The organism is Campylobacter sp. 19-13652 (assembly GCF_019702925.1).
GTDB lineage: Bacteria > Campylobacterota > Campylobacteria > Campylobacterales > Campylobacteraceae > Campylobacter_A.
On sequence record NZ_AP024713.1, the window covers coordinates 1,652,646 to 1,672,275 of the forward strand.

General features: G+C 40.1%; 21 protein-coding genes. 1 reads left to right on the forward strand and 20 read right to left on the reverse strand.

Annotated features, from left to right (window positions below; all coding sequences use genetic code 11):
• Positions 1 to 79: 79 nt before the first annotated feature.
• The 4 genes from rpmI to LBC_RS07950 all read right to left on the reverse strand — a co-directional run bounded on the left by rpmI (position 80) and on the right by LBC_RS07950 (position 2,572).
• Complete coding sequence (gene rpmI, locus LBC_RS07935) at positions 80 to 271, reverse strand: 50S ribosomal protein L35 (RefSeq protein WP_221253903.1); 192 nt, start codon at positions 269 to 271, stop codon at positions 80 to 82.
• A gap of 86 nt (positions 272 to 357) precedes the next feature.
• Positions 358 to 1,872: a disulfide bond formation protein B gene (locus LBC_RS07940; RefSeq protein WP_221253904.1), complete on the reverse strand. Its 1,515-nt coding sequence runs from the start codon at positions 1,870 to 1,872 to the stop codon at positions 358 to 360.
• 9 nt (positions 1,873 to 1,881) lie between these two features.
• A complete protein-coding gene (locus LBC_RS07945; RefSeq protein ID WP_221253905.1) occupies positions 1,882 to 2,046 on the reverse strand; it encodes a hypothetical protein in 165 nt (54 codons plus the stop codon).
• An 85-nt stretch (positions 2,047 to 2,131) separates the two neighbouring features.
• Positions 2,132 to 2,572, reverse strand: a complete 441-nt coding sequence (locus LBC_RS07950) for a copper resistance protein CopD (protein WP_221253906.1) — start codon at positions 2,570 to 2,572, stop codon at positions 2,132 to 2,134.
• A 139-nt stretch (positions 2,573 to 2,711) separates the two neighbouring features.
• Here LBC_RS07950 and LBC_RS07955 point away from each other — a divergent pair, with 139 nt between their 5' ends.
• Positions 2,712 to 2,942, forward strand: coding sequence for a hypothetical protein (locus LBC_RS07955; RefSeq protein ID WP_221253907.1), 231 nt, complete (start codon positions 2,712 to 2,714; stop codon positions 2,940 to 2,942).
• Positions 2,943 to 3,873: 931 nt separating this feature from the next.
• On the opposite strand, the gene LBC_RS07960 is transcribed toward LBC_RS07955, so the two are convergent.
• The 16 genes from LBC_RS07960 to LBC_RS08035 form a co-directional block, all read right to left on the reverse strand.
• Positions 3,874 to 4,527: an HAD family hydrolase gene (locus LBC_RS07960; protein ID WP_221253908.1), complete on the reverse strand. Its 654-nt coding sequence runs from the start codon at positions 4,525 to 4,527 to the stop codon at positions 3,874 to 3,876.
• A 46-nt stretch (positions 4,528 to 4,573) separates the two neighbouring features.
• Entirely contained in the window at positions 4,574 to 5,587 is a 1,014-nt protein-coding gene (locus tag LBC_RS07965; protein WP_221253909.1) for an OmpA family protein, read from the reverse strand.
• Between the two features lie 302 nt (positions 5,588 to 5,889).
• On the reverse strand, positions 5,890 to 6,279 hold the full coding sequence (gene rpsI / locus LBC_RS07970; RefSeq protein ID WP_221253910.1) for a 30S ribosomal protein S9: 390 nt from the start codon (positions 6,277 to 6,279) through the stop codon (positions 5,890 to 5,892).
• 2 nt (positions 6,280 to 6,281) lie between these two features.
• On the reverse strand, positions 6,282 to 6,707 hold the full coding sequence (gene rplM, locus LBC_RS07975) for a 50S ribosomal protein L13 (protein ID WP_221253911.1): 426 nt from the start codon (positions 6,705 to 6,707) through the stop codon (positions 6,282 to 6,284).
• A gap of 73 nt (positions 6,708 to 6,780) precedes the next feature.
• Entirely contained in the window at positions 6,781 to 9,603 is a 2,823-nt protein-coding gene (locus tag LBC_RS07980) for a RecB-like helicase (RefSeq protein WP_221253912.1), read from the reverse strand.
• Complete coding sequence (locus LBC_RS07985) at positions 9,603 to 11,984, reverse strand: PD-(D/E)XK nuclease family protein (protein ID WP_221253913.1); 2,382 nt, start codon at positions 11,982 to 11,984, stop codon at positions 9,603 to 9,605. Before LBC_RS07985 ends, LBC_RS07980 begins: the two co-directional genes overlap by 1 nt.
• Before the next feature lie 89 nt (positions 11,985 to 12,073).
• On the reverse strand, positions 12,074 to 12,544 hold the full coding sequence (locus LBC_RS07990) for a 4-hydroxy-3-methylbut-2-en-1-yl diphosphate synthase (protein ID WP_221253914.1): 471 nt from the start codon (positions 12,542 to 12,544) through the stop codon (positions 12,074 to 12,076).
• The gene (locus LBC_RS07995) at positions 12,531 to 13,124 is read right to left on the reverse strand and encodes a TPM domain-containing protein (RefSeq protein WP_221253915.1); all 594 of its coding nucleotides are present in this window, start codon (positions 13,122 to 13,124) and stop codon (positions 12,531 to 12,533) included. Before LBC_RS07995 ends, LBC_RS07990 begins: the two co-directional genes overlap by 14 nt.
• A 106-nt stretch (positions 13,125 to 13,230) precedes the next feature.
• Positions 13,231 to 13,440: a DUF4006 family protein gene (locus LBC_RS08000; protein ID WP_221253916.1), complete on the reverse strand. Its 210-nt coding sequence runs from the start codon at positions 13,438 to 13,440 to the stop codon at positions 13,231 to 13,233.
• A 3-nt stretch (positions 13,441 to 13,443) separates the two neighbouring features.
• A complete protein-coding gene (locus LBC_RS08005; protein WP_221253917.1) occupies positions 13,444 to 14,313 on the reverse strand; it encodes a c-type cytochrome in 870 nt (289 codons plus the stop codon).
• A gap of 1 nt (position 14,314) precedes the next feature.
• The gene (locus LBC_RS08010) at positions 14,315 to 14,518 is read right to left on the reverse strand and encodes a cytochrome c oxidase, cbb3-type, CcoQ subunit (protein ID WP_221253918.1); all 204 of its coding nucleotides are present in this window, start codon (positions 14,516 to 14,518) and stop codon (positions 14,315 to 14,317) included.
• 6 nt (positions 14,519 to 14,524) lie between these two features.
• Positions 14,525 to 15,190, reverse strand: coding sequence for a cytochrome-c oxidase, cbb3-type subunit II (gene ccoO / locus LBC_RS08015; protein ID WP_221253919.1), 666 nt, complete (start codon positions 15,188 to 15,190; stop codon positions 14,525 to 14,527).
• Entirely contained in the window at positions 15,190 to 16,671 is a 1,482-nt protein-coding gene (gene ccoN, locus LBC_RS08020; protein ID WP_221253920.1) for a cytochrome-c oxidase, cbb3-type subunit I, read from the reverse strand. The genes ccoO and ccoN overlap by 1 nt, the downstream gene beginning before the upstream one ends.
• Before the next feature lie 263 nt (positions 16,672 to 16,934).
• Positions 16,935 to 17,615 (reverse strand): response regulator transcription factor, encoded by a 681-nt coding sequence (locus LBC_RS08025; RefSeq protein WP_221253921.1) that lies wholly within the window; start codon positions 17,613 to 17,615, stop codon positions 16,935 to 16,937.
• Complete coding sequence (locus LBC_RS08030; protein WP_221253922.1) at positions 17,612 to 18,958, reverse strand: PAS domain S-box protein; 1,347 nt, start codon at positions 18,956 to 18,958, stop codon at positions 17,612 to 17,614. The genes LBC_RS08025 and LBC_RS08030 overlap by 4 nt, the downstream gene beginning before the upstream one ends.
• The gene (locus tag LBC_RS08035) at positions 18,951 to 19,622 is read right to left on the reverse strand and encodes a sulfite exporter TauE/SafE family protein (RefSeq protein ID WP_221253923.1); all 672 of its coding nucleotides are present in this window, start codon (positions 19,620 to 19,622) and stop codon (positions 18,951 to 18,953) included. Before LBC_RS08035 ends, LBC_RS08030 begins: the two co-directional genes overlap by 8 nt.
• Positions 19,623 to 19,630: the final 8 nt, after the last annotated feature.

Sequence of the window (19,630 nt, forward strand, 5' to 3'; positions counted from 1 at the left end):
TTATCCTTTACAAATTGGCGCCCATATATGGGTCTTGCCCGAAATTCGGGGAGTTTGAATGACTAATTTTGTCAAAAACTTATACGCCGAGCATCTTTTTAACAGCGCTTACATTTGTGCTATCGACATACTGCGGCTGTCTTAGATTTCTCTTTCGCTTTTGTGATTTTTTGGTCAAGATATGGCTGCGAAAAGCTGAGCCTCTTTTTATCTTGTTTTTACCCACTTTAAAGCGTTTGGCGGCACTGCTTACGGTTTTCATCTTTGGCATTGCCAACTCCTTGTAAAAAAAGTGAACGTAGATATTACAAAAAAATTGCTTTAAATTTGATTAAGCAAGGGGCTAAGCCCTCGCTACTATCTTAACTCGTAAAGCATATTTTTACCGTTTTCATAGCTTAAAACCACAGGCAAATCGTTTACAAAAGTAATGCCTTGAATATTTAAAATCTCCTTTGGCAAACCCACAACTTCGGTGATAGTCTGCTCTTTTGTGTCAATGACTAAAAGCAGATTATAAGCCTTGCTAACCGCATAAAGCCTACCTGCATTAAACGCAAGTCCAGTGATATAAAGCTCATCAAGTTTTCTGCCATCTTTTAGCTTTACATTCGCCGCTAATTCTGGGGTGTACTCAGCCTCTAAGCCCTTATCAGAATTAAGTTGCTTAATAATAAAAAGCCTCGTATAAGTGCCATTTGGTATAGTTGCCATATAGCCGTATTTGCCATCGTTTGCGTAGCTTTGGATGTAGTTTAGCTTTGAACGAGATGTCTTTAGACGGTTCCTCCAGCCATCGGCGCTAAATTTATCATAGCCTTTAATGAAATTTGCATAGCCTTTGATTAAATCATCGCTTTTTTGGGTTTTGACGTCTATTAGGGTTTTATTTGAGCCCATTATACGAATTACGCCATCTTTTACGTAGCTAGCACCCGCAAAATCCGTAATCGTGGCTGAGAAATAAGGATCAAGCAAAAAGCTATCTTTTAAGCTTAAATCGCTATTAGCCACGTAAAAACCGTGATTTTGCGTGCTTATTAAATACTCGCCGTTTGCGTAAGTAATGTCAATAGCTGGAGCATTTGTACTAAATTCAATGCTCTTTTTGCCAGCTATGCTTAAGCTTTGAGTTAGCTCAAGTGGCGCACCAGCCGCGTCTTGAGAGAAGCTGAAGTTTGAAGCTGGAGTAAGCGGATAATCAGGCTCGCTTATCGTACGACGCTTGCCAAAAAAGCTCTGCACTACCTTAAAGCCGTCCCAGCTCTCGCTAGACCAGATGATGTATTTGGGATTAAAGCTAAAGCGCACTGGATCGCCCTGCCCCCAAAACGGCGGAGGACCAGTAGAGACAAAAGCCTGAATGGCATTTGAGCTAACCACCACAAAAAACACCCAAAACGCCAAAAACGGAGCGCCGACTAGCTTGCGCCACTTTGCCCCATGAGAGGCAAATTCCTCAGCAAAGCCCTCAGGGCGCGGCGCAAAAAAGAAAATAACACCGAGCACTAGCACCACAGCCCAAAATACCACTTCAGCCCAAAACTGAGTATGTATGCCAAATATCGCTACACCAAAGCCCTGCCCTATATCCTCAAGCGCGTGCGCACCGTAATGATAAAAACTCTCCCAAAGCCCAAAAGCCGTCATTATTAGCAGCATACCAAGATAACGAGGACGCATGCCATATCGCAGGATAAAAAGCACCGCCACGCCGATATAAATCATACTCTGGCGCTGCCCCCAGCAAAGCGTGCAGGGACTATCGCCCAAAACGTAGCCAAAGATAAAATTTGCTATGCCCACAGGTAGGGCAAAAATGCCTATCGCCGCAAGGGCAAAAAGCGTGTAAAAACGTCTAGCCTTTTGCATTTTGTCCCCTTAAAGCGATATATTTGGCAAAAGAGCCGAAACGTGTCCGTAATACATAAACGCCGCCATAACCCAAGCAAAGACAAAAAGCCCAAAGGCGAGATTTTCTTTTTCGGGCTTTTTGTAGATTAAAAATACAGCTATGATGACTATCACTAGCCCCAAAAATTCCATAGTTTCCCCTTAAGATTTAAGTTAATGAAACCATGGTAACACAAAGGGGCTTAATTTAATATTAATATTTTTTTAACTTTTTTAATTAAATTAAAAACATTAGCTTGGCAAATAGTACTATAAAAAATCCGAGAACTAAAACAAACTTATGAAAGTGAAGCTGCATAAATTTTGGGCTAGGCTTTTTAAGCGCACGGCAGCTAAGAGAGAGCGCTACACCAGCAAAAATAATAAGCGCAAGAGCGACCTTAATCATAAAAATTTTCTGCAAAGGTGTGTCAAAATAGCCTATATTTCGGTTTACCCATGTACTCATCATAATCCCACCGCTAAGCAGTAAAAGCAAAAGGCAAACTGGCATAATCTTAATCGCACGCTTTACTATGGCTTGTTTTACAGCCTCAAACCTCTCGCCCAAATCGCCCTTTGCGCGGGCAAAAATCACCACGTCAAAAAAGACAAAACCTAAAAATATAATGGCGCAAAAAAGGTGAATAATCTGCGCGTATGGATAAAGTGCTTGCATTGTTTTTCCTTTGAATTTTTGCGATATTTTAGCAGGGATTTGGCTTTTTGGCAATGATTATTATCAATTAAATAAATAAAAAATTTAAACTATATTTGGTAAAGATATGCTAAATTTAACATGTAAAAAGGGGCGACGAATGAGATATGAAACGGCGATTTTAATCGATTTTATAAAATTAAATTCAGAACTTAAAAGACTTATTTTTGAGTGGAGAAATTCTAAATTTGTAGCTAGTAAAATGGTGAATAAGCGTATAAATTTAAAGCAGCATTTAAACTTTCTTAAATCTTTATCTCACGACAAAACGCGCAAATACTATCTAATAACGGCTGTAATGGGGGGGTGCGACGCTATGTTGGGGTTATAAATTTTACAGAGATTAAACAAAGTGAGTGGGAGTTTGGAGTATACAAATCGCCAAAACTGCGTAAACTTGGGCGCTTTTTAATGCGTATCATACTAATTCAAGCCAAGATACTAGGGGCAAAAACTCTAATATGTAGGGTAAAAAAGGAAAATAAAAAAGCAGCTTACCTTTATTTCAGTAGCGGTTTTAGTGAATATTTCCAAGATAATGAATATATATTTTTAAAGAAAACTTTAGTATAAAATTTAAATAAAAATATTAATTAATATAGTTTAAATTTAGTGGCTTTGCCAATTAGTCTCTTAAATAATTGCCACGCATTAAAATTAGCTTACTAAATCCCTTTTATAAATTCCACCCTTTTAAACAATATTACTTTACAAATTTAAAAGACAAGCCTTTGTGCGCATTAGTGGCTTATTAATCGATTGCTATGTATTCATATATGACATAGGAACGCATACAACCCGCAAAATAGCTTAGTGGAGTAACTGCTTATTGTGTGCTAATTAAGCTAAAACAAACGAAGTGCAGTTTCTGTGAAAACAAGGCGTAGCCGAAGTTTATTTAAAACAAGCATATTCAGTTGGTATAGCTACGATTTCTAGACAAAGCCTAGCAAAACTGGACGCAGACAGGGCGTATCCCTGCGATGTAAGTCACGTAAAACAGTGGGTTAGGTGTTATCCTAGGATAGTTTTTAAATTTTACAGAACTTTATGAATAATATTGTGTTGATATTACATAGTAATGGCGCTAATGTTAAAAGCTGCTAGCAAAAATTAGTAGTATTAGGTTTGTAAAGTGGTTAAAATTTTATCATATCACCAAAAAATAGCGCTAAACTAAAGCTTGCTTGATTTAAGGCTCTGCTATCTTAATTGCTTTAACCAATGAAGCTTAAAAAATTTTACCAGGAACAACCATAAAACTAACCAGCTATGGTTTTAACAAACTCAACCGCATCAAAAGTAGTGTCAAAGATTTTATCATTATATTCAAGCAAGGTGCTAAAGCTAGCATATCCGCAAAGTACGCTTATGGCATTTACACCAGCAGCCTTTGCTGCGAGTGAATCAAGTGGGGTGTCACCTATCATAAAAACGTCTTTTAGCCCACCATTAAACTTAAGCCTTTCAAGCGCCGTCAAAATAGGCTCAGCATCTGGCTTTGGACGTGTAACGTCATTTCGCCCCACAAGCACGTTAAAATACTCTCTTACGCCCAGCACATCTAAAAGCTCTGGGAGTTTGTTTGAATTTTTAGTCGTTACAATGCCAAGATTTGCGAAGCTGTGCGCTAGCTCTATCGCCTCTTTTGCTCTTGGCAGGAGCTTTGTTTGGCTTAAAAATACAGGTAGATAATACTCTCTATAAGCCTTAATATAGCTTGCAACTTCGTCCTTTGGCGCACCAAGAGAGGTAAAAATATCCTCTAACGTATAGCCTATGAGACTTTTTGCGTACGATTTATCAGGGGTTGGCTTACCATGTGCCAAAAAAGCGGCGTCAAAACCGTTAAGTATGGCGTCCGTGGAGTCTATCAGAGTGCCGTCAAGATCAAATAAAATAGCGATTTTTTTCATTTAAATTAAGCAAGATGGGCGTAAAAGCCCATCTTATTAAGAGTTATTATTTTTTGAAAGTCGCTTCAACACGGCGGTTTTCAGCGCGACCTTCTTTAGTTTTGTTTGTAGCTACTGGATTAGCTTCACCATATCCAACAGTAGTGATTTTCTCAGACTCAACGCCGTCTTTTACAAGTACTTCTTTAACGGCATTTGCACGCTTTTGAGATAGTTTTAGGTTGTAAGCTTCGCTACCAACGCTATCTGTATAACCTGATAGGATTACACTATAAGCAGGGTTTACTTTCATAAAATCAGCAACCTCTTTAATGCGCTGTACGTAGTTTTCTGAAACTTTATAGCTGTCAAATGCAAAATTTACGTCTTTTAATACGATTTTTTTCTCGCAGCCTGTCTCATCTACAACAACGCCAGCTGGAGTATTTGGGCATTTATCAGCGTCATTTAACACGCCATCATTATCATCATCAAGAACCACAACAGTCTCCTCAACAACAACAACTGGTGTAGCAGCTACAACTGGTGTAGCTTTTTTATCAAGACCAAAAGCAAAGCCTAGAGTGTAGAATAGGTTATGATCTGCATGCTCGAATTTAATCTCATCACGAACTTCTGCTTTAAGAGCGAATTGATCTGTAATTTGGTAGCGCACACCAGCACCATACTGACCAAAGCCGCCATCTTCATTTTTAACAAACGCTTTTGGAACGTCCTCATAACCAACGCCGATTAAGCCGTAAACACCCACTTTATCAGTAATGTCAAATAAATTTTTAACACCATTTACATAATATCGATTTACTCTACCTTTGCGAGTTTCTCTATTTTGTGTTTCTTTTACGCTTGGAGCGTAGTCAAAGCCTAGCTCAACTTGATCTAAAAAGAAATTTTCTAAGTTTCTAGCAGCTCTTATACCAACTGAAACGTTTTCATTGTTTATGCCTAGATTACCCTCTGCGTGTACCCCGCTTATTGTAGGTGTAATCTCATAGTTATAAGCCGCTTCACCAGCAAACAAAGCCGTGCTAGCAACAAGTGCTAATGCAATTTTTTTCATGAATATCTCCTTAAAAACTCCTGCCCTTATTTGGACTAAAGTGAAATGAAATTATATCTAATTTTTTATTAAATGTCTAAAAACAGAGCTTAAATAAAAAGACAATATCGTATATTTTTGTAATTAAAATTCTAAAATTTAAAGATTCAAAGTTTGAGAAGTTTTACAAGGAGCTTGTACCCCTTGTAAAAATATATAAATATATCCAAAAACGCCAGCTTTTAAATTTAAAGCTAACACTTTCAAAAAAACGCTTATTAGCGTTTTCAAAGAAACGATTAACGTTTTCAGAGAAACGCTTATTAGCGTTTTGAGAATTGCGGGCTTCTTCTTGCTTTGCGGCGACCGAATTTCTTTCTTTCGACCACACGAGAGTCGCGAGTTAGCAAGCCTTTTGGCTTTAGCATAGCTCTAAAATCAGCGTCCATACTAGCTAGGGCTCTACTGATGCCGTGGCGAAGTGCTTCAGCCTGAGCTGAGTAGCCACCGCCTAGGGTCGTAGCCGTTACGTCGATTAGGCTCTCTTGCTTAGTTACTAAAAGCGGCTGGACTACCTTTAGCTTGATAGCTTCGTGTCCGCCTAGCCAAGTGTTTAAATCCACGCCATTTACTATGATTTTACCGCTACCAGCTTTTATCCAGACTTTCGCAATAGCTGTTTTTCTTTTACCTGTTGCATAAACTTTTGCCATTTTTATTTTCCTTTATTTGCTGTTTGAGCTGTGTGCGGGTGTTCGCTACCTTCATACACTTTTAGCTTTTTTATCATCTCTTTGCCTAGCTTTGTCTTTGGTAGCATACCGCGGACGGCAAGCTTATAAAGCTTGACTGGGTTATTTGCCAATAAATCGCCAAATTTCTCGCTCTTTACGCTGCCAAAATAGCCAGAATGGCGGTGATAAAGCTTCTGTTCTGCTTTGTTTGCGCCTGTAAATTCAGCCTTGCCAGCGTTTATGATAATGACGTAATCGCCACAATCAACGTTTGGAGTGTAGTTTGGTTTATGTTTGCCACGAAGTAGGGTTGCCACTTCTGTTAAAAGACGACCAAAACGCTTTCCGCTCGCGTCAAGCACGATCCAGTCGCGTTTTACTTCGTTTGGCTTTGTTATCTTTGTCATTTTTGCGCCTTTGCCAAATAAATTTTAAGTTGTGATTGTATTTTAAAGTTGCTTATATTTAGCTTAAATTAAGCTAACTTTCAACATCTAAGCTCTCCACGCCATTTGCCAGCAGGTAAAAAAGCACGCCCCTAATGCGCTTTTGGGGATAAATGCTTTTTAGCATATCCAAATACTCCCTAAGCTGGGCAAGGTTATCACTCTCATTTTGCCGTGAGCTTTTATAATCAATGACGATTAGCTCATCATTTTTAACGAGCAATAAATCAAGCCGCCGCTGCTTATTAAGGGCTATTATATCTTGTTCTTTACTAGCTTTTGCGCCATTTAAAAGCTCTTTAAATTTATCGTGATTAATCAAAGCTTCTGCTCTGGTCTTTATATCACTCAAAACGCTAGCTTCTAGCAGTTTTGCATATTCGCTTTTCATCGCATTAAAGCCGATTTTAAGCCCTTTTTCATCAAAGCTAGGACAAAGCTCTAAAAGATAATGTAGCGCTAAACCAAAATTTATAGCTTGCGTGTCATGACCTATTTCTTGCTTATTTGTGCCTGCTTCATCAGCTCTTACGTAGGCTAGTTTTATAGAGCTATTTTTACGCGTTTGCTGGGCTTTTTTGCTATTAAATTTAAACTCTCCGCTTAGTCTATCCTCAAGGTCTAAAAAGCTCACATCGCCATTTTTTGTCTTTGTGAAAAAGCTGGCACTTCTGCCGTCGCTTATGGCGTTTTTGATTATAAAAAGCGAATTTTTAGCCCTAGTAAATGCCACATAAAGCTTATTAAACCCCTCCTCCTTATCAAGCATTTGGCTTAAATTTGTAAGCTTTTCGTAGCTTTCGTCAAGATATTTAAAAGCGCCATTTCTAAGCCTAATATGCCATCCCCCAGCCTCATACTCATAGATAAACTCAGCACTATCCTTTGCTCCGCCACTGACGCTATCGAGCAAAATCACATGCTCAAACTCAAGCCCTTTGGATTTATGTACAGTCATTATCTGTACGCCACTAGCTGCACTTTTATCGCTGTTTGGAGCGGTTAAAGACTCGCTATCAAGCATAAAAATAAGCCCAGCTAAATCAAGACTAGCACCTATCTCGCAAGCTTGCAATATATTCTCATCGCTTAGATTTATACCAGCTCTTTTAGATAAATAAATCAGGCTCTCTGCGCCGCTTTTATCGCTATCTAGCTTTAATCGAGGTAGGATTTTTTTATCATCTAATGCCAAAAATCTACGCGCCTTAAAAAGATAAATTTCATCGCCAAAAATGCAATAAGCCGCATATGCGATAAGCCCATAAACATAAGGCGTCTTGCCTAGCTTTAACACGCCCTCTTTTCTGGCATCTATTCCCTCCTCGCTTAGCCTATCATAGACGGTTTCAACGTCATCATTTTTCCAGCAAAGCACCGCTACTTGCGCTGCGTCTACACCGTTATTTAAAAGCTCTTTTGTGATTTTTACCGCCTCATCTATCATAGCCTCTTTGCTAGATGAGATGATATTTAAAAATCCCTCCTCATCACTTTTGGATTTTTGCACCCTATAATCGTCTATGACTGGCAAAAACGTCTCATTTACAAAATCCACAAGCCCAGCTGCACTTCTATAATTTGTATCCAAACTAGAACTTACAAGCGCACCGCCAACATCTTGTTTTAGCTTTTCAAAAAGCTCCTTTTTTCCGCCACGAAAGCGATAAATACTCTGCTTAATATCTCCAACGTAAAAAAAGCTTCCCACCCCGCCTTGTCCAGCACCAGCAGCAATCTCCCTAATAAGCGGCAGCATAATCTCATACTGAGCTACGTTTGTATCTTGAAACTCATCGATTAAAAGGTGATTTATACTGGCATCCAGCCTAAAATAAAGCTGAGCTGGGTCAAAGCTGCCACTTTGATAAAGTGGGCTTTTTGTGCCGCGCAAAAGCTCTAAAACGCTAAGCGTAACGTCGGCAAAATTTAATATATTTAGCCTTTTATTTAGGGTTTGCCTTATGTTTTTATAAAGCTCTAAAAAGACGCTAAGTTGGGCGATTTTATACCGCTCAAGGCAGAGCAAATAGCTAAAAATGTCATCTTTTAGCGTTTTAAATTTAATATCCAAAAGCACGCCAGAGCCGTTTTTAAAAAACCTAGCAAAAGTCTTATACTCAAGCGTATCACGCTCTAAAAGCTTAAATTTTGCCTTTAAAAACTCATCGATATTATTAAATTTAAAAGCATTTATAGCGTCATTTATGGCAAAGTCTTTCATACTAATAAAATCAAAAATATCAAAAAGTGCGCTATTTGCCCTATCTTTGGCTCTTTCTAAATCCGCCTCAAGCACGCTAAAAGGCGCATTATTAAAGCCGCTTAAATCCACGCCGTTTTCATAAAGCAAGCAGATAGTTTTAAAAAAATCCCCCCTACTCTTATCACCTGCTACGATATAATACGCCAAAGAGCGCATTAGCTCGCTATCAAGCTGGGCTAAAAACGCCTCCTTTGAAAGCCTAATAATATCATCACTTATGCTAAAATTTGGGCTTATGCCAAGGTAGCTTGCAAAGCTCCTGGCTATGGTAGCAAAGAATGAATCAAAGGTCGTAACCTTAAGCCTAGCTGATAAAAACTCCTCCCTTAGCTCATCGCGGCGCTGTAAAGTTTTATCCGCGCTAATATTTAGCATAGAGGAGATCTCATCTAGCTCTGCTTGCTTTTTATGCAGGTTTAAAAACGTATCTATAATGCGCTCGCTCATCTCACTAGCGGCTTTTTTGGTAAACGTTAAGGCCGTTATGGTGCTTATATCAGCACCTTTTAAAAATAGCGCAATAAAGCGCACGCTAAGGGCGAATGTTTTACCGCTTCCTGCACTTGCTGATAGGCTAAGATAAGGTTGCATCACACCTCTCCTTTGCAAATAGCTCTAAAGGCGCAGTATTTGCACACACCCTTATCCCTAGGGGCTGGCTCATAAGCGGCAAATTTATCACGCCTAAAGTATTCGCACACCCCCTCAAGCGTCTGCCTAAGCTCGTCTAGCCCATTTTTTAAGCCTTTTTTAAAGCTAATAGCCTGCATTTTAGAAAATGAGTGATATGCGCCATCTATAGAATTTTCATCACACGCTATTTTGCTAGCTAGCAGCAAAGCCGCATAAAACGGCAGTTGCAGGGAGTTTTCGTTTGCTGCGCCACTTTTATAATCGATAATAAATTTCTCACCCTCTTTATCATCAATCCTATCCACCACGCCCTTTATTCTAACGCCCATAAACTCTCCGTTTAGACTCTGCTCGCACGATTGCACCAGCCAGCCAGCCTCAAAGTGAGGGTTTGCCACCTCTTTGGCGTATCGCTTAGCATGAAGTGAGAGTATCTGCTTATCAAGAGGGGATAAATTTGAGGCAAAAATAAGCCTATCAAACTCCCTTGCTTCAAATTTGTCCGCATTTTTTGGCTCTTTATAATAATCGCACAAAAGCTCGTGAAGTGCGCTGCCATAGGCACTTACTGGCTCATCATTAAGCATTCTGGCCTCATTTAAACCCATACAATAGCGATAATAATATCTCCTAGGACATGATAAAAATGTATCAAGCCTAGAAAATGATAACTCACTCGCAAAAAAATCATGATTGACTGGCTCAATGCTTGAGTATTCGCCTACTTTAGCCGGCAAATTTAAAGCGCCCATAAAACCAAATAAAGCTAAATAATCCTCATCACTATGAGCGCAATCGTCTATGCAGTTAAAGTGCTTTAAAAAGCGTGAAGGTAGCTTTTGGGCGGTTTTTAGATAGCAAATCGCCACCTCGCTTGCCTCAGCGATTAGCCTCTCATAATAAAATCTCTGCAAATTTTCACGGTCACGATAGCTTACAAGCCCGGCCTTCGCCCTTACAGAGGAGCTTAAAAACTGCTCATTAACGCTTCTTTTTGGCACAACATCATCGTTAAAGCTAGGTATGATGACAGCTTTAAATTTAAGCCCCCTGCTCTCTAAAAGCCCCAGCACTCGCACCGCACCGCCACCTATATCGTCTATGCTCTTTTGACTAAGCCTAGAGAGTAAAAGATAGCAAAGCTCCCTAAGGCTAAGGCTCTCATTTTGCACCAAAAGCCTCATCGCCTCAGCCTCTAAAAGCACAGTCTCTTGCGAGCCAAAGTGCTGCGTTAAAAGTAAAACAAACTCATAAAAATCGCTAAAGTCCATTTTTTTATTAAATTTATCGCAAAAACTGGCGTAAAAATCCTTGCTAACACCTAATAAATTTAGCCTCAAACTTAGCTCGTCAATACTCCTAGCGCAAGCAAGATAATCCTCCTCAAGGCTTATCCTAGCCCCCTCACTAGCCGCTTCTAGCATAGATAAAAGCGCAGTATAAAAACGCGATGAAGTAAAGCTTACCCCCATGCCAAAGCTAAGCATTCGCCCAGGCGTACAAACTCCATCGTAAAGCCGTAAAATAGGCGCAAAACCCTCATCAGGAAGTATCACAGCTATCTGCGAGGCATCTATGCCATTTAGGATAAATTTGCTAATTTTTTCAAAGACAAACGCGGCTTGGAGGCTTTGGATATAAAAGCCTCTAGTAAGGACTGTGCGATTTGCCATGCTGCGCCCTAAAAGCTTAAGCTCACTAGCAGCTAGCCCGCCCTCTGCGCCACTTAGGCTTATCTCATAAAAGCCGCCATTTTCTAGCTTTTGACTAAGAAGGCTAGAAAAGCGCGAAGTGAGCTTTTGGTTAAATTTAGAAACTCCAAAACGCAGTTTTAGATTTGTAATATGAGCCACACTGTTTAGCACCTCATAATCAAACTCGCTTAAAAATCCATCAACCTCAAAAATAATTTCGCCAAATCCGCCGATAAAATCCTCATTTATGCAGTAATCAAACGGCAAAATAATAGCGTCAAAAAGTCCACGCTTTGCCATAATCTCCTCATAATGAGCCAAAATATCTGAGAGTATGTCAATATGCTCCTCAAAATTTGCATAAATATCAGCATAGCGAATGTCGCTTGGGCGCTTTTTTTGCGAGGCAAGCTCACGAAAGAATGAAAACAGATATTCGCTATCGTTTAAAAACTCGTAAAAATTGCTTGGGATATAAATTTTTTGCGCGTGAGCTAGATCGCAAGCTTGCTTCATAATAAGCAAGCACTCGCTCTCATCGGCTTTTCGGCGATTAGGGCAAATTAGAGTGCGAGTAAAAAACTCAACCACGCTCATAGCTTTTGGTATTATTGCTACGGAGTGTGATTTAACAAATTCCCTCACTCCACGGCTTGTAGAAAACACCCATAAAGCAGGCTTTTGCTCCTGGTTTATTGGCTCTTGACTAAAGTCAAAAACTAGCTGGGTTGGCTTCATTTTTGCACGAAAAACTCACGCCTAAAAAACCCACTTATCTTATCATCACTAAGCCTAAGCAGTATCTGCCACCGTCCAGGCTTTTCAAAGTGGCTAGGAATTTTTAGGCTAATAATGCCCTCATCACCAATAGAACAAGGCAGATCTGCATTATACGCATTTGTCTCTGGACGAGTAAGAAGTGCGGCACATTTTATGCTTAAAGGCTCATTTAAATCCTGCCTTGGCTTTATGCTAATTTTATCATCGCTTATAAATTTAACCGCATATTTAGCTTCAAATTCCTTCTGATTTGCCAAAATATCATTTATTTTTGCGTCAACTGCCTTGTAATTTGAGATGTACGCACTATCCATTTCAACTGGATAATCAAGCGAGATAATTATAGTAGCCACGCTAGCAGCCACGCAAGCTAGGATAGATGAGATAATGGCAATAGGCCACGCTTTTGCACTATTTTTGCTCACGGCGTACTCCTTTTTTTATCATGACAAACAAAACAGCAATTATGCTTGCGTAGACAAAATATCTGATTAAATTTAAAAATGTCTTATTTGCATTTCCTACGGCATTTTCTAGCGTTATGCCACGAGATTTGGCGATTTGTTCGGCTAGGTCTGCATAGCCGTTTAATATAGCAGCATTGTAAATATCCTTGCCCTTATTTGAGGCTAGAATGGGGAGTATGGTACCACGTTCTGGAAACGGGCTTAGAATTTGGGCTTTATCAAAAAGCCCCTTAACATCATCACTGGCAAAAATACCTATAAATGGGTGACTTTTACCATCTTTTGCTATGAGGGCTTTGCTTAGGACTATAATAGCATATGGGCTTTTTAAGTCTAAGCTCTCAATTAATGAATTTGGCGTCTTATCGCCTAGGGTGTCACTTATATAAACATAGGTCTTTATGCCTGTTTTTGCCTCAAGTTCGCTTGATATTTGCCCTATTTTTGCGCTCACTTGAGGGCTTAGGACTGCGTCTGGGTTAAAAACGCTAGCCCCTAAAGCTAGCGCAAAAAACAAAAGCACAAAGACTTTATGCACGATTAGCCTACATATAGGTGATTTGGTGTTAGCACCGCCCACGCAGTAATAGCTGCTACTGCGAGCAAAAGCAAGACTATCGCTTTTTCTAATACGCCTGCCATATTCACTCCTTTATCACGATATGAGAAGCATTTTGCTTGCTTATCATCTGTATTGATTGCTGATCTTTTATAGCATAAGGCTTTGAGGCGACATCTTTTTGTAGCATTATGCCAAAATATGTAAGCACCGCCAAAATACTAAGCAAAAGCAAGGTCGCTATTAACATTCCTGTTACGCCATTTAGGGCAAATACGCTTCTATTTTCATTCATTGCTTACTCCTTTGATAGCGATATGACATATTCACCAACAGCTTGTTTTTGTATGCCATTTAGCCTATTATCATCAAATTTAGGCATAGTACCGATAAAGCCTTGTTTGCCGCTATTTAGCACATTTACGACAAATAGCGCACTACCATACTGCGTAAGATCAGGGAAGGTACCATCCATGCCTTTGCCGTCATCGCCGTGGCACGCTGCACACGCTGCATATGCCTCCTTGCCAGCCTCGACTAGCTCAGGGTGAGCGGTCTTTTTAATAGCTGAAACATCAGCCGCTACGTAAGCTGCGATAGCTCTAGCTGTGGTCTCATCTATACCCAAATCAGCCCCGCTTGGCATCTCGCCACCTGGGTAGTTAAGCCCTTTTGAGCCTTTTATGATTGAGTTATATATTCCATCCTCGCTACCCCATTTTGTCAAATTTGCAGCCTTGCCGTTTATACCAGTACCTGAAATTCCATGACAAGCAGAGCATTGCACTAAGAAAATATTTTCCCCCATGGCTTTTAGCGTTTCTGCGTCTGGGTGAGCAAATTTGGCGTTAAATTTGGCATTGCTAGCAGCGACTTCGTCGTTGTACTCGCCTATTTGTGAGTATGAATTTACTGGATAGCCAAATAGCATATACCATATAGCCCACACTATAAGCACCACAAATATCAAAGCCCAGCCAAAAGGCAAGCCGTTTTTATACTCGCCTATGCCGTCCCAGCTATGTTCGCTTAGCTCCACATTTTCATCTTTTTTAACCTTCATCTGCCCCACATATCGCCCAACGACTATAATGGTGGCTATGATGATGACTGCTGCCCCTATTAAGGATAGTAGATTCACACTATCTGATAGATTCAACCACTGCATATTAATCCCTTTTCTCCTTGCCCTCTAGCACAACGTCTGTTATGTCATCATTTAGGGCTAAATTTGCATATTTTTCATAATTTCTGCGCCCAGTCCGCTCACTTTTATAAAGGTGATAATAGTAACTATAAAGCACCACCACCAAAAAGACCGTGAGACAAAAGTAGGCATAAGCTTGCACTTCGCGCAAAAACTCAAGACTCATATCTGACTACTTTAGACTATTTAAATAAGCGATTAAAGCCACTATCTGCTTTATCTCGCCTCGCTTAAACGCCTCTTTTACACCCTCATCGCTCATAGCCTCAACTATCGGAGCTGCTTGAGCGAGAGCTGCTTCTCTAGCCTCGTCCCAGGTGCCAAGAGCTGGCATATTTGGAGTATCATAAGGCACGTTAAAGACTTTTTTAACAGTCAGAGCCTCAGCATAAGCTGTCTCTAAATCCGCATCTTTACTAAACATATGAGGATAAGCTGGCATAATAGAACCAGGCACGACTGAAGTCGGAGCTTTCATGTGATGTTCATGCCAGTCTGTGGTGCGATAATCCCCCACTCTCCATAAATCAGGTCCAGTACGCTTAGAACCCCATAAGTGAGGACGGTCAAAGGCATACTCACCGCTAAGAGAATACATGCCGTAACGGTCAGTCTCGGACTTAAATGGGCGAATCATCTGCGTATGGCAGGCATTACAACTTTCTTTTATATACACATGCCTGCCAGCAAGTTCTAACACGCTATAAGGCTGCCTACCCTCAAGTGGGCGGGCGCGATTAGCAAAATCTGGTAGAATTTCAACAATACCAGCATACGCTATAACTACAAAAACACAAACCGCAAAGAAAAACGGATTTTTTTCCAACCAAGCAAACATTACGCTACCTCCACTTTCATACCACCCATAGGAGAGGCGTTTTTAGGCTCTGCATTAAGCTTTGGCGCAGATAAAGATTTATAGATATTATAAACAAAAATGAAAAAGCCTATTAGGTACAGCAAGCCACCTATCGCACGTATCCAGTAGTATGGGATAAGCACAGTAACAGTGTCTATAAATGAATATAGCAAATTGCCGTATTCATCGGTCGCACGCCACATCATACCTTGGGTAATACCCGCAATCCACATAGATGCAAAGTATAATACAATACCCGCAGTTTGTATCCAAAACTGTACTTCCATGAGTGATTTTGAATAAATTTCTCGCTTAAAAAAGCGTGGCGTCATATGATAAAGAGCCGCCATAGTCATAAAGCCGACCCAGCCAAGCGTACCATCATGCACGTGTCCTGGCACCCAGTCTGTAAAGTGAGCTAGGGCATTTACAGATTTAATAGACAAAATCGGACCTTCAAGGGTTGAGAACATATAAAAAGTAGATGCTAGCACCATAAATTTAATCAAAGGATTTTCTCTTAGCTGCTGCCACTCGCCCTTCATCGTCAAAAGGATATTTGTAGCACTACCCCAGCTAGGCAGAATTAGCACCACAGAAAATACAGAGCCCATAGTCTGCATCCAATCAGGCACAGTTGAGTAAATGAGGTGGTGTCCGCCAGCCCAAAGATAGACAAACATAAGTCCCCAGAAGCTAAAAAGCGAAAGCTTGTAACTAAATATAGGCTGTCCACTCTCCTTTGGTAAGAAATAATAAATTTGTGCAATTATCGCCACCGTAAAGACAAACGCCACGGCATTATGCCCGTACCACCACTGTACAAGCGCATCGTTTGTGCCAGCATACATAGAGACTGAGTGTAGCCAGCTACCATAGCCACTTACTAGGCGGGTTGGCACCTCCATATTGTTAAATAGATAAAGCATAGCCACGCCCAAAAACGTAGCAATATAATACCATACAGAAATATAAAGCGTCTTTTCTCGTCGAATACCAATTAGCCCAAATATGCTAACACCCCAAAGCACCCACACAAGCACGACTAAAATATCAATAGGCCACTCAAGCTCCGCATACTCTTTTGATGTGCTTATTCCAGCCCAAAGACTAACTACCGCAAGCACCATAACAAGCATATAAAGCCAAAAGTGAAGCTGTCCAATACAGCGTAAAAATGCGCTCTCAGATAAAGATACCTTTAGCACGCGCTGCCCGATATAATACCACGACGAGAAAATACCAGAAAGCATAAAACCAAAGATTACGCCATTAGTATGAAGTGGGCGAAGCCGTGAAAAGCTCGAGTACTCCCCTGCTATATAGTTTAAATCAGGATATGCCATCTCAAATGCTATAAAAACACCGATAGCCATACCCACGATACCAAAGACTATCGTGGAAAACATAAAAAGCTTAGCCACGGTGTAGTCATAGCTAAGCATCTGACCTGGTCGCATAAAACCCTCCTATTAAATTTACGTTAAAAATTACAAATATATTTTAAACTAAAGTTGATATAAAAAAACTTAAATTTAAAATTTCTTAAAATTATTAAAGACAAACTTTCGCCCAAAAGCACCACTTATTAAGTCCTTAACAAAGCTTTGCCACAGATAAATTTTAGGGCTATTGTTTTTTAAAATTTAGCTTTTATGCTACTTAGTTTTATAAATTTATCACTTAGAATCCAGCTAAATTTATTAGCATATTAAAGTCCATTTTAGCTAATAAATTTTTCTATTTTATAGCCAACCGTTGGGACATTTTTTATAAAATTTATCCCAGCCTTATCTCGTATGCGCTTTATAAAAGTCCTCACCGCAGTGTTGTTTATCTCGCTATTTTGCCAGATGCGCTTTTTAATAAGCTCCATATCCACAACCATGCCTAAATTTGCCACAAGAAGCGCCACAAAAGAACTCTCTCGCTTTGAAAGAGATAGCGGCAAGCCGTCTTTTAGCAGGCATTTTCTAGCCCTATCAAAGCTTAGTCCCTCGCAAAGCTCCACGACATCACGCACTGGCAAAGCCCTATTTACGAGTTTTTTAAGTAGCTCTATCATATCGTCCATATCGACTGGCTTTATGATGTATTTATCTACATTTGCATCAATCGCGCCTAAAAGCATCTCTTTTTCACTATGTGCGCTTATCATTATGACTGGGGTTTGGCGGTTTAGGCTCTTAATCTCATGCGCCATATCAAGCCCATCCATAATAGGCATAGCCACGTCGGCCAAAACTACATCTGGGGAGTATTTTTTAAATTTCTTAAGCCCCTCATCACCATTTTTAGCTGTTATGACAGAGTCAAATTCCTCCTTTAACACCTCACTCATCAAATTTAAAGTACAAACCTCATCATCAACCACAAGAATACTCAAATCTCTTAATCTGCTCATACGTCATCCCCCCCCCCCGTATGCTTTTTGCATAGGGGTAATAAAATACTAAAGCAAGTGCCATCTTTGGAGCTTTTTAGCTCGATTTTGCCACCTATGCGCTCTAGTATAAGCCTAGAGACATATAGCCCAAGCCCTGTGCCTTGCTTTGCTTTTTTGGTCGTAAAAAATGGCTCAAAAATCTTGCTTGCTAACTCATCTGGTACACCACTTGCGTTATCTTTTATACTAATAATCGCATATTCACCTTTTTGAAAAAGACAAATTTTTATAATCTTATCCTCTTTATCACTCTCCTCAAGAGCGTCTTTTGCGTTTTTTACGACATTTATCATCACTTGATTAAGCCAGCTTTTGTAGCTTTTTATATAGGTATCGCTCTTTACCTCTATGATAAGCTTTATCATATTTGTCGCTAAAGTATTGCCTATCATAAGCTCAAGCTGAGAAAATATCTCAGATAGCCAAAAGCCCTGCATCTCCTGCTCAGATGAAAAAAATGAGCGAAAATCATCAATCGTGTTTGACATATTTAATATCACCTGCTTTGCTGCACCATAGGTCATCTCAAACTCTTGTGAAATTTTTTGCGGATTTATAGGCGAGGCTAAGAGCCTATCCCTATCGCGGCAGTTTGGATTTACATAGCAGCGTCCTGGCTGCCAAAGTGCCACATCGTCGGCTAGACCTTTGATATTTTGCTTTAGCTTATACATGAGGATAGATAACTCATTTAGGGGCTGGCGCCACTGGTGGGCTATGCTAGCAACCATCTCGCCCATAGAGGCAAATCTACTCTGGGCTAGGAGCATTTTTGTGCTTTCCTCGTTTTTGGCTACTTCGCTTAGCACGAGTGATTCTAAGTGCTTATTAAGCGCTTGTAGCTGGGCGGTTTTTTGCTCGACTTTAACCTCAAGCTGCTCGTTTAGCTCTCTTAGCTTGCTTTGAGTGCGAACTAGCTCGTCATTTATTAGCACCATTTTTGTAATATCATGGCGGATAGCGACAAACTCAAGTATCTCGCCCTGCTCATCTAAAATAGGTATAATGGTGGTGTTTAGATACACTATTGAGCCGTCTTTGTTTAAATTTTTAGCAACTGTTTTATAGACCTTTTTGCTAAGTATGGTCTGCCACATTTTTTTAAATACATCTGGCGATACGTCTGGGTGGCGGACTATATTGTGATTTTTGCCTATTAGCTCCTCGCGTGAGTAGCCGCTTATCTTGCAAAACTCATCATTTACAAAAGTAATTATGCCATTTACGTTGGTTTTTGAGACTATGTTACTCTGTTCTATGGCGTTTTGATACTGCAAAAACCTAGTACAAACACTATCCATAAGCCAAATACCCCAAATATGCTAGATAAATCCCATTTAGCCCCACAAGCAAAAGCGTAAAATTTAAAAATACACCTCTAAATCGCGCCAAAAAGCTAGCAAAAGCACCAGCAAAAATCAGGGCTGGCAAAGTGCAAATGCCAAATATAGCCATTATCAAAGCGCCCTCTTGCCAGCTTTGGCTAAGCATGGCATACGAAAGAAAATAATACACCACCCCACAAGGAAGCAGCCCATTTAAAACACCAAGAGCTAGGATTTTGATAAAGAAATTCTTAGGGTTATTTAGGCTTTTTACTATGCTTGTGCTTGCACTGCTTACTACTCCAGCTAGCCTTTTACTCTCTAAAATAGCCAAAATACTCCCCCTAAAATAAAGCGCCGCAGCCACAAAAACCATAAAGCAGCCCACCGCAAAAAAAAGCAGAGCGCGGGCTTTTTGGCTGATTACTACGCTTGCGCCAAAGCTAGCTGTTAAAATTCCAAGCAAAACGTAGCTTAAAATGCGCCCAAAATGAAATAAAAAATAGCCAATTGCCTTTGCACCTTTTGCTCTCTGCCTTAAACTTACGCCCAAAAGTGTGTTAAAGCCACCACACATAGCCATGCAGTGGCTTAGGCTATTAAGCACGGCAACACTAACAATAAAGGCGATTTTTGGCACTAATTTAC

What these genes read in the sequence shown, in the direction of transcription:
- rpmI (WP_221253903.1), bottom strand. Translation starts at nt 271, where the DNA reads ATGCCAAAGATGAAAACCGTAAGCAGTGCCGCCAAACGCTTTAAAGTG.
- LBC_RS07940 (WP_221253904.1), bottom strand. Translation starts at nt 1,872, where the DNA reads ATGCAAAAGGCTAGACGTTTTTACACGCTTTTTGCCCTTGCGGCGATA.
- LBC_RS07945 (WP_221253905.1), bottom strand. Translation starts at nt 2,046, where the DNA reads ATGGAATTTTTGGGGCTAGTGATAGTCATCATAGCTGTATTTTTAATC.
- LBC_RS07950 (WP_221253906.1), bottom strand. Translation starts at nt 2,572, where the DNA reads ATGCAAGCACTTTATCCATACGCGCAGATTATTCACCTTTTTTGCGCC.
- LBC_RS07955 (WP_221253907.1), top strand. Translation starts at nt 2,712, where the DNA reads ATGAGATATGAAACGGCGATTTTAATCGATTTTATAAAATTAAATTCA.
- LBC_RS07960 (WP_221253908.1), bottom strand. Translation starts at nt 4,527, where the DNA reads ATGAAAAAAATCGCTATTTTATTTGATCTTGACGGCACTCTGATAGAC.
- LBC_RS07965 (WP_221253909.1), bottom strand. Translation starts at nt 5,587, where the DNA reads ATGAAAAAAATTGCATTAGCACTTGTTGCTAGCACGGCTTTGTTTGCT.
- rpsI (WP_221253910.1), bottom strand. Translation starts at nt 6,279, where the DNA reads ATGGCAAAAGTTTATGCAACAGGTAAAAGAAAAACAGCTATTGCGAAA.
- rplM (WP_221253911.1), bottom strand. Translation starts at nt 6,707, where the DNA reads ATGACAAAGATAACAAAGCCAAACGAAGTAAAACGCGACTGGATCGTG.
- LBC_RS07980 (WP_221253912.1), bottom strand. Translation starts at nt 9,603, where the DNA reads ATGCAACCTTATCTTAGCCTATCAGCAAGTGCAGGAAGCGGTAAAACA.
- LBC_RS08000 (WP_221253916.1), bottom strand. Translation starts at nt 13,440, where the DNA reads ATGAATGAAAATAGAAGCGTATTTGCCCTAAATGGCGTAACAGGAATG.
- LBC_RS08005 (WP_221253917.1), bottom strand. Translation starts at nt 14,313, where the DNA reads ATGCAGTGGTTGAATCTATCAGATAGTGTGAATCTACTATCCTTAATA.
- LBC_RS08010 (WP_221253918.1), bottom strand. Translation starts at nt 14,518, where the DNA reads ATGAGTCTTGAGTTTTTGCGCGAAGTGCAAGCTTATGCCTACTTTTGT.
- ccoO (WP_221253919.1), bottom strand. Translation starts at nt 15,190, where the DNA reads ATGTTTGCTTGGTTGGAAAAAAATCCGTTTTTCTTTGCGGTTTGTGTT.
- ccoN (WP_221253920.1), bottom strand. Translation starts at nt 16,671, where the DNA reads ATGCGACCAGGTCAGATGCTTAGCTATGACTACACCGTGGCTAAGCTT.
- LBC_RS08025 (WP_221253921.1), bottom strand. Translation starts at nt 17,615, where the DNA reads ATGAGCAGATTAAGAGATTTGAGTATTCTTGTGGTTGATGATGAGGTT.
- LBC_RS08030 (WP_221253922.1), bottom strand. Translation starts at nt 18,958, where the DNA reads ATGGATAGTGTTTGTACTAGGTTTTTGCAGTATCAAAACGCCATAGAA.